This is a genomic window from Leuconostoc gasicomitatum LMG 18811, assembly GCF_000196855.1.
Taxonomy (GTDB): Bacteria; Bacillota; Bacilli; order Lactobacillales; family Lactobacillaceae; genus Leuconostoc; species Leuconostoc gasicomitatum.
This window is the reverse complement of record NC_014319.1, coordinates 744,350-759,376: the sequence shown is the minus strand read 5'-3', so window position 1 is coordinate 759,376 and position 15,027 is coordinate 744,350. Positions and strand designations below refer to the sequence as shown.

The 15,027-nt window shown below is 37.8% G+C and carries 14 protein-coding genes; 6 read left to right on the top strand and 8 right to left on the bottom strand.

Annotated elements, in window-relative coordinates:
• Positions 1 to 7: 7 nt before the first annotated feature.
• From LEGAS_RS03700 to LEGAS_RS03690, 3 genes are read right to left on the bottom strand one after another with little or no spacing between them, the layout of a single operon-like run.
• Positions 8 to 1,384, bottom strand: a complete 1,377-nt coding sequence (locus tag LEGAS_RS03700; protein WP_013231446.1) for a nicotinate phosphoribosyltransferase — start codon at positions 1,382 to 1,384, stop codon at positions 8 to 10.
• Positions 1,384 to 1,929, bottom strand: a complete 546-nt coding sequence (locus tag LEGAS_RS03695) for a helix-turn-helix domain-containing protein (RefSeq protein WP_013231445.1) — start codon at positions 1,927 to 1,929, stop codon at positions 1,384 to 1,386. The genes LEGAS_RS03700 and LEGAS_RS03695 overlap by 1 nt, the downstream gene beginning before the upstream one ends.
• Positions 1,930 to 1,967: 38 nt before the next feature.
• The gene (locus tag LEGAS_RS03690; protein ID WP_013231444.1) at positions 1,968 to 2,645 is read right to left on the bottom strand and encodes a VTT domain-containing protein; all 678 of its coding nucleotides are present in this window, start codon (positions 2,643 to 2,645) and stop codon (positions 1,968 to 1,970) included.
• A 245-nt stretch (positions 2,646 to 2,890) separates the two neighbouring features.
• Here LEGAS_RS03690 and LEGAS_RS03685 point away from each other — a divergent pair, with 245 nt between their 5' ends.
• The 5 genes from LEGAS_RS03685 to LEGAS_RS03665 all read left to right on the top strand — a co-directional run bounded on the left by LEGAS_RS03685 (position 2,891) and on the right by LEGAS_RS03665 (position 7,135).
• Entirely contained in the window at positions 2,891 to 3,427 is a 537-nt protein-coding gene (locus LEGAS_RS03685) for a nucleoside 2-deoxyribosyltransferase (protein WP_013231443.1), read from the top strand.
• Between the two features lie 104 nt (positions 3,428 to 3,531).
• Complete coding sequence (gene pnuC / locus LEGAS_RS03680) at positions 3,532 to 4,347, top strand: nicotinamide riboside transporter PnuC (RefSeq protein WP_010387853.1); 816 nt, start codon at positions 3,532 to 3,534, stop codon at positions 4,345 to 4,347.
• 98 nt (positions 4,348 to 4,445) lie between these two features.
• Complete coding sequence (gene rpmF, locus LEGAS_RS03675) at positions 4,446 to 4,619, top strand: 50S ribosomal protein L32 (RefSeq protein WP_010016813.1); 174 nt, start codon at positions 4,446 to 4,448, stop codon at positions 4,617 to 4,619.
• Between the two features lie 68 nt (positions 4,620 to 4,687).
• Positions 4,688 to 5,323, top strand: a complete 636-nt coding sequence (locus LEGAS_RS03670; RefSeq protein ID WP_010387856.1) for a copper homeostasis protein CutC — start codon at positions 4,688 to 4,690, stop codon at positions 5,321 to 5,323.
• Between the two features lie 114 nt (positions 5,324 to 5,437).
• Positions 5,438 to 7,135, top strand: a complete 1,698-nt coding sequence (locus tag LEGAS_RS03665; protein ID WP_013231442.1) for an NFACT RNA binding domain-containing protein — start codon at positions 5,438 to 5,440, stop codon at positions 7,133 to 7,135.
• Positions 7,136 to 7,231: 96 nt separating this feature from the next.
• On the opposite strand, the gene LEGAS_RS03660 is transcribed toward LEGAS_RS03665, so the two are convergent.
• Positions 7,232 to 8,476 (bottom strand): ArgE/DapE family deacylase, encoded by a 1,245-nt coding sequence (locus LEGAS_RS03660; protein WP_010387858.1) that lies wholly within the window; start codon positions 8,474 to 8,476, stop codon positions 7,232 to 7,234.
• Positions 8,477 to 8,755: 279 nt separating this feature from the next.
• On the opposite strand from LEGAS_RS03660, the gene LEGAS_RS03655 reads away from it, so the two are divergent.
• Complete coding sequence (locus LEGAS_RS03655; protein ID WP_010387859.1) at positions 8,756 to 10,093, top strand: DHA2 family efflux MFS transporter permease subunit; 1,338 nt, start codon at positions 8,756 to 8,758, stop codon at positions 10,091 to 10,093.
• Positions 10,094 to 10,180: 87 nt separating this feature from the next.
• Here the strand turns inward: LEGAS_RS03655 and argF are convergent, their stop codons facing one another.
• The 4 genes from argF to LEGAS_RS03635 all read right to left on the bottom strand — a co-directional run bounded on the left by argF (position 10,181) and on the right by LEGAS_RS03635 (position 14,990).
• Positions 10,181 to 11,194 (bottom strand): ornithine carbamoyltransferase, encoded by a 1,014-nt coding sequence (gene argF, locus LEGAS_RS03650; RefSeq protein WP_013231441.1) that lies wholly within the window; start codon positions 11,192 to 11,194, stop codon positions 10,181 to 10,183.
• Positions 11,194 to 12,579: an argininosuccinate lyase gene (argH, locus tag LEGAS_RS03645; RefSeq protein WP_013231440.1), complete on the bottom strand. Its 1,386-nt coding sequence runs from the start codon at positions 12,577 to 12,579 to the stop codon at positions 11,194 to 11,196. Before argH ends, argF begins: the two co-directional genes overlap by 1 nt.
• A gap of 39 nt (positions 12,580 to 12,618) precedes the next feature.
• Positions 12,619 to 13,845, bottom strand: a complete 1,227-nt coding sequence (locus LEGAS_RS03640; protein WP_010387864.1) for an argininosuccinate synthase — start codon at positions 13,843 to 13,845, stop codon at positions 12,619 to 12,621.
• Between the two features lie 155 nt (positions 13,846 to 14,000).
• A complete protein-coding gene (locus LEGAS_RS03635) occupies positions 14,001 to 14,990 on the bottom strand; it encodes an LCP family protein (protein ID WP_010387866.1) in 990 nt (329 codons plus the stop codon).
• Between the last annotated feature and the right edge of the window lie 37 nt (positions 14,991 to 15,027).

The following is a 15,027-nucleotide window of genomic DNA, read 5'->3' as shown; positions in this document are numbered from 1 at the left end:
CAATACCTCAAAAAAGTGTTCGATTAATGACATCATTGCCATTAACAGATAGTATCTTACCGTTTTCATATACTGTCTGTAATAAGTCTTGACCAGGATCATTTTGAGAAACGGTCACAATGTCCTTATCACGTAAAACAACCTTAAGCAGTCCAGCTTTTGATGTTTTTGCAGCATCAGTTTTAGGCTTTTTTTGGATGTTAATTTTCTCACCGGCGGCATTCTCAGCATAAGCTGCTTTAATCGCAAATCTTTCAGTGTCTCGGGTAAACCCTTCTTGTAGCAAACCACCACCTGAACCAACAACTAAATTATCTACTGACCAGCCGGCTTGCATAATTGCTTCATAAAGTGACACAATTGTGTCTGCTTTCATGCCATCTCCCTGAATCACGCCAACATTATGCTGCAATACCTTATAGCCTTTATCATTAATTGTGGTGCCAAAAATATCCCCTAATAACGATAATACCTGTAAATCAATCGTTTCTGGCTCACCAGAGTCAGGGCGTAAAACAATTCGTCCGGCGCGTTTAATGATGCGGTCTTTAATTTCTGAGGAGCCAATAACTTTTTTAATAAAATTCAATGCATCATATGAATCAATCACAATCGACAAAATAGCACTATCAGGTGCACGATCCAATTGCGCATTAACGTAGTCAAACTCTCCTTGACCTGCACCATAAGCAGTTGCGACTGAATGTTCAGTCGCCCACACTGACAAAGCACGTCCAGAAACACCATAAACATCTTTAAAATATTGTGAAGCAGCCATGTTATCGGATCCTTGGAAATGTAATAAGTGCGCAGAACCACCACGTTTACCTGATTCAAGCGAGGTCGCCCCACGTAAGCCAAAATCATTAACAGCTAGTGTTATGCCAGCTACTGTGCCTGACTTTTCAAACAAAGGTCGCAAGCGTTTTTTTATATACAAAGAGTTAGTGGCAATTGTCGTTGGATACCAAACATGCATGAGCACGACTTCTAACGCATTTAAACTCGTTGCAAACCAGTCAGCTGTTGATTCAATTGTGAATAGCGCATTACCGGTTGGCACCTCAAGCCCTTCAGGCAATGCTTTAATTTTAACCGGAAAATAACCTAAATCGCGCACTTTTTCCCAGACTACACGATTAAAATAAGCTGATGTATTAAACGTCAGCTTAGATACTTGCTCGGCTTCATCAATCATAGCGTCTGTGATTGGCTGATGAAAATAATCATGTAAAATCATAGACATACCAAACCAACTGACTGTATCAAAACGCCCACCAGTACGTGCTTCACCGTAAGAGTAGAGTTTTGTAATATTTGTTGGATACTGTAAATGGTGTGTTAACTTGTAGGCATCTGTTGCCAGAATCAAATTTTCCGTCATTAACTTATCTCCGGTAAGTCCGTTGTAATTATTGTTTGCGTTACATCTGTGAAGTGATCTTCATTTATACGTAACAACCGCCAATCATATTCCTTATCATCATCAAATTCATCAATATAGGGCTCAAACTCACCTTCTGTTTGTAAGATTAAATAACCGGCAAACGCAGTGACAAAATCCATACTAGACGTGACCACTCGTGTTAATTGACCTTGATTAAAGAAACCAACAGCCAGCTTATCACCTTGCCATTTTCCTTCAAATGCCCACTTGAGCGTGATCCAGTCAGAAGTTGTGATACCAAGATTCATTAAATAATCCACTGACAAACGAATGTGTATTGGATGCTTTTCTGATTGTGTTTCAATGCCTTGTGCATCAAGTTGGCTAGAGAAGATACCAACTAGCGCTTCTAATTCACCAACTGTTGGCATATTTTCTTCATTCTCAAACGATTTAATTAAGGCCAAATCAATGTCCAAAGCATCGCTAATTTCTTCGGCAGATATGCCAGTTAATTGTTGTAGTTTTTTTAAATTATTCATAATTTCATTATACTAAAAAAGCCACCTCAAAGGCAGCCTTATTTTTTTGATTTTGTTATTTTTTTAGCACGTTGGCTAATAACTACCGAACGAATGATTCCAATAATTGTTGGCAACAGTGTGATTAATGCAATTCCTAAAATAATCACTGAAAAATGTGCGCTGACAAAAGGGATATTACCAAATAAATAACCTGCCCCTGTTGCAATCAGGCTCCATGAAAAAGCGGCGATAACATTATTTCTTAAAAAATGACTATATGGAAACTGACTAATACCAGCCACAAAAGGAATAAATGTCCGTACGATGGGCATATACCGCCCAATGATAATCGCTGCTGCCCCACGTTTTTCAAAGAAAGCCTCTGCTTCATGAATATGATTTTCCTTGATAAAACGACCAACTATTGGATGTCTAATAAGCTTGTAGCCACCTGTACGGCCAATCCAAAAATTCAAGGAATCACCTGTTACTGCAGCAATGAAGAACAGGAGCATAAATACCCAATGATTTAACCCAGCATGTAGACCAGCTGGTGTTGCCGCAACTGCGCCAGCAGCAAAAAGTAATGAGTCACCAGGTAAAAATGGCATGATGACAATCCCTGTCTCTATAAAAATAATGGCAAATAAAATGAGGTAAGTCCATGGTCCAAATTGCGTCACCAGACTAGCGATGTGCGCATCAATATGGAGGATGAAATCTATTAAAAACATATGATTGATGTATTTCGTCAAACCAAACAAGGTTTGCGAGACACGTTCCCCTAACTTAATTTTTTTGAATAAGATTAGTGTACCACAATTTTTATGTCAAACATAATATACAAACGACACAATGACTTTTAAATACATGATAAAATAAGTTCTAGACAAAATTTGTCTGTTTAGCGATATTACAACACTTACAAAATAATCTGTTGTACAGTTATATTATGTTGAAAATTAAAGGAGAACACATTATGAACGAAACAAAGTTGATTGCCGACCTCGAAGAAATCAATCGTCATGTTGACAATGACAAAAAGCTACCTGGAGCTAAAAACATTTATTTGGCAGCGGGCTGGTTCTCAGATACACAAGAAGTATTACTGAAAGATGCTTTTATTCAGCTCAGTGCTAATCCAACAATTGCACACATTCACGTGCCCCTGTTGCATCAATATGGCGGTATGGCATTAGGTGATGCTAATAGCGAACCAGATTTTGAATGGGGGGCTATGACCTATAAAGCAGACATCAAAGCAATTGACAATTCCGATCTCACTGTTGCGATTTTTGAGGCAGAAGATGCCGACACAGGTACAGCAATGGAATTAGGTTACTCGGTAGCTTCAAACACGCCGGTTGTGTCAGTATTTTCTGGAAATATAGATCAACATCCAATTAACCTCATGCTATCCTTTGGTACAGATGCTCACGTCACATCGACTGCTGAATTAGCAAATTATGACTTCTTTGATATTACACCCAATAAATATATGGGAAAGCTCATTTAATTTAACAATTCCTGATAAAAAGAAAGGTGCCAAGCCGCTCTCTCAAAGTACTGTCAAGTTGCAGAAACCATCCAGAGTGCCTTAATTTTGGCAAACGTAAACTCATGCAAAACACTTCATCTAAACAAATTTCTCACTGGCAACTGATCAACCCACTTTGGTACGCTGAACAATTCAAGGGTTGGACACGATTATCTTACACACTACTAAGTATTGGACTACTAATCATTGCCTATACCAGTTTTGGTATGGGTGCCCCAATTAGTGGTATGACTTTTGCCACATTTTTTGCAGCAGCATTTGGTTGGACAACTGTCCTCGGTCTAAAAGAGGCAAAGCCTATGAATGGCCTTTTTGGTCTTTTATCGGCCGCTATTTATATTTATGTTGCTTGGTTACACAGTAATCCTGCTGACGCGGTATTACAATTAACCTATGTTATTTTATTAGACATACCTGTCTTGGTCATGCCGTCTTGGGTTAAAGATACTGACAAACATGTCCGCTTTATTCACGAAACAGATATTCGTGGCGAAAAACATGGTAAATCATTTTGGTACACTGTTATTGGTATCGTGGCTGTGGTCGCTTTCGTGGCCGCTTACTTATTTGAAACGCAAGTACTCCATACACCACGCCCAATATCAGATTCATTAGTATTAGGTACTGGTTTAGTCGGTGCTGTCTTAACAACTTTTCGTTTTTCTGAAAGCTGGTTTGCTTGGCTACTGCAAGGTATTATGCAAATCGCCTTGTGGGGATTTACTGTTGCAGCCGGAGGCGCACTCGGCGCCTCTGCCTTGGTTATTTTAGTTACCTACCTCATGTACTTTGCAAATGATGTCCTAGCTATTGTCCAATCATCATGGTTTCATCATAAAGAAATCACGGTACAACTAGCACAACGACATGTCAAGTAAAATACCTTGACATTGTTTTTAACAAACCTATTGACAAAAGTGTTAAATTTCGGTAAACTTGACTAGTTGATAAATTGAAACGAAAGGAGGTGCCATTTATGGCTACCCCATCAAACAAGAACTCAAAGTCTCACAAGCGTAACCGCCGCGGACACATTGGTTTGAATGTTCCTAACATTATGTTGGATCAAACAACTGGTGAGTACCGTGTAGCTCACCGTGTCTCACCTTCTGGTGTTTATAACGGCAAGCAAGTTATAGAAAAGAAGTAATCACACATGAAAACCTGTACCATTGTGGCACAGGTTTTTTGTTTGCAATTTTGTGGTAAAATGGTTACATGACAATTACAATTAGAGAAGCAGCGGTCGATTCTGTCGAAACTGCCAAACAAATGCGTCAAAAAGGCGCTAATCGTATTGAACTAAATAGTCGGTTAGACTTAGGCGGACTCACACCAGACACGCGCACAATCATTGATACCCTGATTGCCATTGATGATGTGCCAGTCGTTATCATGGTGCGTCCTCGTGATGGTGATTTCGCCTATTCTGACATTGAATTGCAACAAATGCGAGATAGCTTACAACAAATTGCTGATCTTGGTGGTCAATTTGTAACATTTGGTGTTGTTCGTGACGGTCTTTTAGACAAAGAAGCCATGTCCGAATTAATTATACATGCCACTGAATTAAATTTACAAGTTATTATGCACATGGCATTTGATGCTATTAATCATGATCAACAGCAACAGGCTATGTATTGGTTATCAGACCACAGCGTACATCGCATTTTAACACATGGTGGTGACCTTACCACACCAATTATGGCTTTATTGCCACATTTACAAGTGCTTGTAAACGCAGCCCCAGCAAACTTAACAATATTGCCTGGTGGTGGTATTACAGTTGCTAATTCACAAGCTATTGCTGATACACTCGGTGTAACCGAAGTGCACGGATCTAACATTGTTTAATTTTGAAACGGTCTCTTTAACAATATAGTTAAAGGCTTTTTTAATAAGCAGATTGAATTATAGGTTATTGATTCCGCGTTACGATACAATAGAATAATAAGCGAGGTACTATATATGCCATTAGATGGCCTTTTCACACATGCACTGGTGCATGAACTTAATGAACTAATCGTTGGTGGTCGTATCACAAAAGTGCATCAGCCTTATCCAAACGAAATTGTCCTGGTTGTACGCAATAACAGTGTTAACTACCCTGTTCTTTTAAGTGCACATCCGACTTATGCACGAACACAAATTACACACATTCCATATGAAAATCCACAAACTGCACCTAATTTTGTCATGTTCTTACGACGTTATTTAGAGGGTGCAAAACTACAAAAAATTGAACAAGTAGAAAACGATCGCATCATCAACTTCTACGTCAATGCACGTAATGAATTAGGAGATATCCAACAAATTCGTTTAACTCTTGAAATGATGGGACGTCATTCGAATTTGTTTTTAATTCGTGAGACTGATTCTCGTATTTTAGAACTTATCAAACACGTACCAGCAGATCAAAACCGTGTGCGCTCATTAATGCCTGGTGCTACGTACGTGTTACCGCCAGCTCAAAATCTCAAGAATCCGTTTATCACCGGGGCCTTAGAAACATTGGCACCGATGATTTTGGATACACCTTTTGATGACTGGGCCAAGTTTATTCAATCTACATACCAAGGATTTGGGCGCGATTCCGCTCAGGTTTTGGCCCAAACCATTAATCAAGATGGCGATCATTTAGCACACGCTAAAAATTGGTTGGCACGTTTTAATGATTTAAAGCCGACACTTTTCACTGCTGAGAATGGTACATTAAGTTATGCTGCTTTTGACTGGTTGCAAGATTATGCTACTAGTGAACATTTCCCTACACTTGGCGATATGCTAGATGCTTACTATATTGGTAAAGCAGAACGTGAACGTGTAAATCAACAAGCCGGTTCACTAGTCCGCGTTGTTAAAAATGAACTCAAAAAAAATAATTCAAAACGAAAAAAGTTGCTAGGAACACTTGATGATGCAACAAACGCTGATGACCTTAAAGTCATGGGAGATTTGTTGATTACATACCCTCATCTCGTCCAAAAAGGCATGACGTCAATTGAGATTGAAAATTACTATGATAACAATCGTTTACTTAAAATCACATTAGATCCTAAATTAAATGGCTTGAAGAATGCTGAAAAATATTTCACCAAATATCGTAAATTACGAACAGCTGTGGCCTATGTGAACGAACAAGTGACCTTGACAGATGCCGAAATTGATTATTTTAATAACATTGTTGCACAACTTGATGTTGCTTCGCCAAAAGACGTTGAAGATATTCGTTTGGAATTAACCAACGGTGGTTATATTCGTGCTAATAAAAAGAACAAACAAAAACCAAAAGTTTCAAAACCAGATAAATTTGAAAGTTCAGACGGTACATTAATTGAAGTCGGTAAAAATAATTTACAAAACGAACGTCTATCACTAAAACAAGCTGATCGTCGTGATATTTGGCTCCATGTTCAGAAAATACCTGGTTCTCATGTTATTATTCACTCAGCAAATCCTTCAGATGAGACACTAGTTGAAGCCGCAAAGCTAGCTGGTTACTTTAGTAAAGCACGTGACTCTGCCAATATTCCAGTTGATTATTTACCAGCCGGTAAATTGCGTAAGCCTAATGGTTCAAAACCTGGTTTTGTCATTTTTGAAGGACAACAAACCATGTATGTGACACCAGACGCAAGTTTAGTCTCTCGTTTAAAGATTAAATAATGTCACCCTGATTTTTTCGACGCTTATTTTATTCTTATTTAGAAAAAATAAGGGCCTCACACAATTATATGCTAACTGTGTGAGGCCCTTTGTCACTTATTTCAAATATTGACGTACAACTGATTCATAAATATCTATAAATGAGTGATACATACCGGCATCAACGAATTCATCAACTTGGTGTGCTGTAATGTTTCCTGGTCCAAAAATAACAACTTCCATATTTGGATTAGCCTTAATAAACTGTGAAGCATCAGTACCACCAGAAACACCAATAAAGGGTAATGATTGGTGTATTAGCTTTTCGCCAATTTCCTTTGTGATTTGACTTAATCTACCATTCGGATTAGAGTAAACAGGCTGATTTTCAAAATTAATCGTCAAACTCAGCTCAGCTTTTCCACTAGCATTTATCTCGTTAATGATTTTTTCAACTTCTGATACTATTTTTTCATGGGGTACCTCTGGAATTGTCCTCACAAAGACACCCATTGTTGCACTACCAGGTACGGTATTGGGTTGTTCTCCACCAGCTATTTGTGTCACAACCGGTGTCGTTTTGCCCAGTAATTTGTTTTGAATTTTAGAGATATCGTTAAATAGTTCTTGTTGCTTATTATAAAATGTTAACAAAGCGTCAATGGCATTGACGCCAAGTTCAGGCATTGAACTATGTGCCGTAATACCTTGACTCGTAATACGATAAGAAATTGCACCTTTGTGTGCAATTTCTAAAAAATGTTGCTCAGCTGTTTTGTTCTTCTCACTGATATCATGTATGTTTTCTGCCATGACAATGCCAGGCAACGATTGTGCTGCCGGTAGTGATTTAATATAGTCCAGCTGTATGCCACTGGGTTCACCAATTAATAATGCATCAATCTGATTGGCCAATCCAGCTTCAACCATTTGCTTGGCACCTAGTTCACCAGTTTCTTCACCAACAGTTGCATATAATTTAAACGTACCATTTAATAAATGCTCGTTTCTCTTTAACCGAATCATCGCTAACACACCAGCTGCTAAGCCTGATTTCATGTCAGTGATTCCTCTGCCAAATATTTTATCGTCAATTTTAATGCCACTTAATGGGTCTGTTTGCCAACGCGTCTTATCCCCCAAAGCAACTGTATCTTCATGCCCATCAAAAGCCAAAATTGGACCATGTCCATTCCCAATTTCAGCAATAAGACCTGCTCGTCCATCGTCAAATCCAATTATTTCATTGGTAATATCATGCTCATCAAATAACTTTTTTAAATATCTAGCAATCGCCACTTCATTTTTTCCAGCAGTATTAATTCGAACGAGATCCTGCAAAACTAATTCATCATTATCCATAACATGATACCTCCAATTTATTCTAGTACAATAATAACATAACTCATAAGTCATTACTGGTGTATTATTGAAAAATGTGTATGGTAATCATGTCTTGTTTGATTAAAATTGCCATTTATTTCAGTTTCTTATTGACAAACTAGCTTCGTTTCTGTTACATTTATTTAAGTTGTTTCGTACAGATAGCACAGATTAAATTCGTGCCGACAAAAGAGGCGTGACATTATCATTTTTTGATAATGTCACACCTCTTTTTATTTATTTAAGGAGAAAATCACAATGAACACAAAAAATTGGCGTGTTATTCCAGCGGTTATCGCTGCAGGTATTCTAAGTTTTAGCGGTGTTTTAATTGAAACCTCAATGAACGTTACCTTTCCTAAGCTGATGTCTGAGTTCAGTACGAATGCCAACGGCGTACAATGGGTAACCACCGGTTATTTGCTGGCAATTGCCATCATTGTACCAATTTCAGCATTTTTAATTCGCAATTTTTCAACTAAAAAATTATTTGTTTTATCAAATTTTTTGTTTCTCTTTGGTACAGTTCTGGACAGCTTTTCTCCTTCACTCGCACTACTGTTAGTTGGCCGTATATTGCAAGGAATTGGAACAGGTATTGCTTTACCTTTAATGTTTCATATTATTTTAACCAAATCGCCAATTAAAAGTCGCGGCATGATGATGGGAATTGGCAGTATGATCACATCCCTTGCACCAGCAATTGGCCCAACATATGGCGGTGTTTTACTGAATACATTGGGTTGGCGATCAATATTCTGGTTTTTAATTATTTTAATTCTCATTTCTTTAGTCATTGGACTAAACAGTATACCATCCGAAAAAGAACAACGGACAGAAAAATTCCCTTTCAAAACATTTATCTTTTTGGGACTTGGTTTAAGTTTTGTGCTATTATCAATTGAAAAAATGTCACTTTTAATGGCAATCGTTGGTATTTTTTCACTCGTTATTTTTTATATCATTAATCAAAAGCAAAAGTTATTACAGCTCACACTATTTCAAAACAGTCGCTTCAATTTTTATATGTATGGCTTTTTAGCTTATCAGGCTATTTTGTTAGGCTTATCGTTCATTTTACCAAATTATTTACAATTGAATTTACACGTGAGTGCAGCTGCTGCGGGCGCATTTATGTTTCCAGGAGCGCTTATTAGTGCAGTTTTAGCCCCTATATCTGGTTCAATGTTGGATAGAATTGGTCAGTATCGTCCCATTCTATTGGGTCTCATTGTATCGACAGTTGCGCTATGCCTCATGTTCTTTTATTTCCCCACCCTTAATTTTTGGACGTTAATGTTGAGCCATATGCTATTGATGGTTGGTATTGGTTTATCATATGCTAACTTGATGACTGTAACGTTGGCAACATTACCTGCAAATGAAACAGCTGATGGTAATAGTATTTTAAACACGACACAACAATTTGTTGGCGCAACGGCAACAGCTATAGTGGCCCAAGTCATTACAACTGCCATGCATAAAAATCCAGTAAATGGTATGATAATCGGTTCCAAACAAGGTATTGGTGGTTTAACTATTTTAATTATGATATCACTTATCTTGTTCATTACTGTTAATAAACGTCGCAAATAAATCGCTATCATCATTCCTATGCTCAAACAATGCATCATCAAAAATCAATGATCGATAAAAAAGATGACCAAAAGGTCATCTTTTTTATCATATTTCTGGTATAAACAAATTGCCTAATGTTGCTGCCATTACCGCTTTAATCGTATGCAATCTATTTTCTGCTTGTTCAAATTGATGTGCATAGGCTGCATGAAATACTTCGTCTGTAATTTCCATCTCTGAAATGCCAAATTTATCATAGATTTCCTGTGACATTGTGGTATTTAAATCATGAAACGCTGGTAAATCATGTAGCACAATAACGTCATCATTATGAGTCATTGCTACTAACTGCGTGTTAATTTGATAAGGTGTCAATAGTTTAATACGCGCTTCAAATGTTTCCTCTTCACCCATAGAAGCCCAGACATCTGTATAAAGTACATCAACCCCAGCAACACCTTTGGCAACATCATCAGTCACCAAAAGATTTGCGCCAGACACGGCTGCTTTTTGCGCCGCCAATGACTGAATCTCTGCTGTTGGCTGTAAACTTTTAGGCGCAACAATATGTATATTAACACCCAAAATGGCACCAGTAACCAGTAAAGAGTTAGCCACGTTATTTCGACCATCTCCCATATAGGCTAATGTCACGCCTTCTAATCGTTTAAACTGTTCTTTAATGGTTAGAAAATCGGCCAACATTTGTGTTGGATGCCATTCATCTGTTAGGCCATTCCAAACCGGCACACCAGAATATTTTGCCAATCCTTCAACCACATTTTGTGAAAAGCCACGATATTCAATGCCATCATACATACGTCCAAATACTTTTGCTGTGTCTTCTAATGACTCTTTTTTACCAAATTGAATATCATTTTTACCTAAAAATTCAGCATGAGCACCCAAATCATGAGCAGCTACGGTAAAACTTGAACGGGTTCGTGTTGATGATTTTTCAAAAAGTAACGCAATATTTTTACCTTGAAGATAATGATGTTGTATATTATGTTGCTTTAAATATTTAAAATGCGCCGCTAAATCAATTAGTGTTTCTAATTCTTTTTTTGTAAAATCACTTTCCTTCAAAAATGATTTTCCTTGAAAATGTGAACTCATTAACGTGCCTCCAATTTTTTTTCATGTCGTGCAATTTCTTTTTTGACATTTTCAACTGCAGTACCGCCAATAGACGTGCGCCGATTAACTGCCGTTTCTGATTGTAAAACAGCATAAATATCAGCTTCAATTTGCGGTGCCGCTGCTTGTAAAGTGGCAAGTGGTGTCTTTTGTAAAGGTGTGTGTGTTTGCAAACCTTGTAATACAAGTTGGCCGACAATAGCATGTGCTTCACGAAAAGGCACACCCTTAGTGGCTAAATAATCTGCTAACTCTGTGGCATTGGAAAAATCATCTTGTGTACTGGCTAACATACGTTCTTTATGAACTTTTAAACCACCTAACATGCCAGTAAATATTTTGATGGAAGCAATCACTGTATCCATCACGTCGAATACCTGTTCCTTATCTTCTTGCATATCTTTATTATATGCAAGCGGCAATGACTTCATTGTCGTCAATAAAGCCATTAAAGCGCCATAAGTTCGTCCCGTTTTACCACGAACAAGTTCCGCAAAATCAGCGTTTTTCTTTTGAGGCATAATCGATGAGCCCGTCGAAAAGTCGTCTGATAATTCAATGTAGTTGAATTCATATGTCGACCAGAGAATCAATTCTTCAGCCATTCGTGATAAATGCATCATCAAAATTGCTGCGTTTGACAAAAACTCTAAAGCAAAATCACGATCTGACACCGCATCTAGTGAGTTATGATAAATATCGCCAAATCCTAATTCATCTGCAACAAATTCACGATCAATAGGAAAAGTGGTTCCCGCCAGAGCTGCTGCCCCTAAAGGTAAAATATCAGTATGTAACTGATTAAATTCAAAACGATCATAATCTCTTTGGAACATGTCACAATAGGCTAATAAATAATGACCATATGTTATCGGCTGCGCGTGTTGCAAATGCGTGTAGCCAGACATAATTGTCCCAGCGTGCGTAGTTGCTAGTGTTAGTAATTCTTTTTGTAGCTCAGTTATTGCGTCAAGTACATGTGGCAAACGATGTTTAACCCACAAATGAAAATCAGTTGCAACTTGGTCATTTCGTGAGCGCGCTGTATGTAGCTTTCCAGCAACTGCACCAATTTTTTCAGTCAACAAAGATTCCATATTCATATGGATATCTTCATTTTTGACATCAAATGTTAATTTCCCAGCGATTAAATCTTGTTGCAATGCTTTTAAACCAGCAACAATTTGATCTGATTCGTTAAAAGCAATAATATTTTGTTGCCCCAACATTTTAGCATGAGCAATTGATCCTTCAAGATCCTCTGCTGCCATTTGTTGATCAAAATGAATTGATGCCCCAAACTCATCTACCCATTCAGCCGCTTTAGCAGTAAAACGACCACCCCACAATTTCGTTGTTGCCATAGTTAACTCTCCCTTATGTACGGCGAAAACGCCTTTACTTTACTTAATTTTATTCTTCTTATCAACTGAATGAACATGGTTAACTTGCTCATAAACAGTATTGCTTAGAGTCCATAATTTAATAAAGCCAACCGCTGCTTCTTGATCAAACGATGAGGCACTCGTATACGTTGCTAAGTCTTCATCATACAATGAATTATGTTCAGATTGACGCGCAACAGCAACGGCATTGCCCTTGAACATTTTCATTTTTACAATACCATTAACATTCTTCTGTGTTTCATCTATAAATGCCATTAAACTATCAAACAAGGGTGATACCCATTTAGCTTCATACACTAAATTAGCTAATTGCTGTTCTATCATTGGCTTAAAATGAGCAACATCACGCTCTAAAGTCAAGTCTTCTAGATCCTTATGGGCTGTCATCAGTACGGCTGCAGCAGGTGCTTCATAAATTTCACGTGACTTAATACCAACTAAACGGTTTTCAATATGATCAATTCGACCAATACCATGAGATCCAGCAAGTTCATTTAGTTTGATAATCAAATCAGCTAATGGCATATCAACACCATCAAGTGCAACTGGTACACCAGCGGCAAACGTCACATCAATAAATTCAGCTTCATCTGGTGTTTTTTCGATTGGCGTTGTTAAAGCATAGGCACCTTCTGGTGCCTGATTCCAAGGATTTTCCAAAATGCCAGCTTCATTAGCGCGACCCCAAAGATTTTCATCGATAGAATAAGGTGATTCCAAGCCAACTGGTACGGGCACATCATGTTCAGCAGCATAGGCAATTTCTTCTTCACGAGACCACTGAAATTCACGAATGGGTGCTTCAATTTTCATATCTGGATCCAAGGCATGAATTGCTGCCTCAAAACGCACTTGGTCATTACCATGACCTGTTGAACCGTGGGCAATGGCAACAGCGTCATTTTCATGCGCAATATCAACAAGTTTTTTAATAATCAATGGTCGTGATAATGCTGATACCATTGGATATTCACCTTCATACAACATGTTAGCTTTAATTACTGGTGCCACATACTGATCAGCAAATTCTGCCTGTGCATCAATCACGATTGACTGACTAGCACCAACTTGTAGTGCTTTAGCTTGAATCATGTCCATATCTTTGCCATGTTGACCAACATTCAACACAACAGCAATAATTTCATAACCTTTACCTTTTAACCAAGGAATTGCCACCGATGTATCTAAACCGCCTGAATATGCTAATACTAATTTTTCTGTCATTTTTTTATCCTCCGTATTTATGCTATGTATTTATATTACCGCTTAATGTTTATTTATTCAATACTTTACTGACTATATACATCAAAACAGTGTATATGTATTGTTTATATGTATATTTCTGCAAATAAAAACAAGTATCTCTACTTGCTGGTTTACTATTCTGCCATTTGTTCTGAAATAGCATCATGCACACGATCAATTTCTGTTTGACTCATCATTTCTACTGAACCCAAAGCACCCATACTTTGTGTGGTACCACGCATCTGATCTTGTTTAATATTCCCAAGAGCTGAACGGTAACTTAATGCTAAATTCTTCATCGATGATGTTGATACATCCGTCTGAACATTATTTGATAATGTGTTTAATAATGAATCATTAAACAAACTACCAACACTTGCTGAATTTTTCAATACGCCTCGGAGAATAAGTTGTTGCCGCAGTTGACGACCATAATCGCCATTGGGGTCTTCATGTCGCATACGTGAAAAAGCTAATGCTTCATTCCCATCCATATGATATGTTTGGTTGGCTGTGAATGAATACTGGCTTTTAGAGTCTGCTTGCGTATCATCCCCCTCAGTTGTGAAGGTCAATGGTGACGTCACGTCAACACCACCAACAGCATCAACCATTTTAACCAAACCGCCCATGTTAACTAAAATATAACCGCCATTGATTTTAATGTTTAATAGGTTTTCAACTGCTGCCATGGCAGAGTCAGCTGTCCCATAAGCATAAGCCGCATTAATTTTCATTTGTTCCCCATTGACAGTAACTAACGTGTCACGTGCAATAGACGTCATTGTAGTCACATTAGTTTTTGGGTTAACCGTCATAACAATCATCGTATCTGTACGGCCTTTATAGTCACGACCTAATTCACCGGTATCTGTTCCTAATAGTAAATAAGATACTGGTTTTTTATTAGCCGTTATTTTATCAGCTTTTTTGGTCGTTTGCGATGGATTTTGTATTTTTGTAATCGTTCGGTTCATGTTGTAGTAAGCATAACCACCCGTACCTAATCCAATTAACACTAATAAGCCAACAATTAACAAAATTGTATGAAGGATTCTGTGCCGTTTTTTTGGCCTATTTTGTTTACCCTTATTAGTCGATCGCATTTGCTCACGTGTTGGCATAATTATCTACTCCTATAATAGTTTTATCATTTATTTT

Excerpts from the sequence above, each read along its gene's own strand:
- LEGAS_RS03700 (WP_013231446.1), bottom strand. The coding sequence starts at position 1,384 with ATGACGGAAAATTTGATTCTGGCAACAGATGCCTACAAGTTAACACAC.
- LEGAS_RS03695 (WP_013231445.1), bottom strand. The coding sequence starts at position 1,929 with ATGAATAATTTAAAAAAACTACAACAATTAACTGGCATATCTGCCGAA.
- LEGAS_RS03690 (WP_013231444.1), bottom strand. The coding sequence starts at position 2,645 with ATGTTTTTAATAGATTTCATCCTCCATATTGATGCGCACATCGCTAGT.
- LEGAS_RS03685 (WP_013231443.1), top strand. The coding sequence starts at position 2,891 with ATGAACGAAACAAAGTTGATTGCCGACCTCGAAGAAATCAATCGTCAT.
- pnuC (WP_010387853.1), top strand. The coding sequence starts at position 3,532 with ATGCAAAACACTTCATCTAAACAAATTTCTCACTGGCAACTGATCAAC.
- rpmF (WP_010016813.1), top strand. The coding sequence starts at position 4,446 with ATGGCTACCCCATCAAACAAGAACTCAAAGTCTCACAAGCGTAACCGC.
- LEGAS_RS03670 (WP_010387856.1), top strand. The coding sequence starts at position 4,688 with ATGACAATTACAATTAGAGAAGCAGCGGTCGATTCTGTCGAAACTGCC.
- LEGAS_RS03665 (WP_013231442.1), top strand. The coding sequence starts at position 5,438 with ATGCCATTAGATGGCCTTTTCACACATGCACTGGTGCATGAACTTAAT.
- LEGAS_RS03660 (WP_010387858.1), bottom strand. The coding sequence starts at position 8,476 with ATGGATAATGATGAATTAGTTTTGCAGGATCTCGTTCGAATTAATACT.
- LEGAS_RS03655 (WP_010387859.1), top strand. The coding sequence starts at position 8,756 with ATGAACACAAAAAATTGGCGTGTTATTCCAGCGGTTATCGCTGCAGGT.
- argF (WP_013231441.1), bottom strand. The coding sequence starts at position 11,194 with ATGAGTTCACATTTTCAAGGAAAATCATTTTTGAAGGAAAGTGATTTT.
- argH (WP_013231440.1), bottom strand. The coding sequence starts at position 12,579 with ATGGCAACAACGAAATTGTGGGGTGGTCGTTTTACTGCTAAAGCGGCT.
- LEGAS_RS03640 (WP_010387864.1), bottom strand. The coding sequence starts at position 13,845 with ATGACAGAAAAATTAGTATTAGCATATTCAGGCGGTTTAGATACATCG.
- LEGAS_RS03635 (WP_010387866.1), bottom strand. The coding sequence starts at position 14,990 with ATGCCAACACGTGAGCAAATGCGATCGACTAATAAGGGTAAACAAAAT.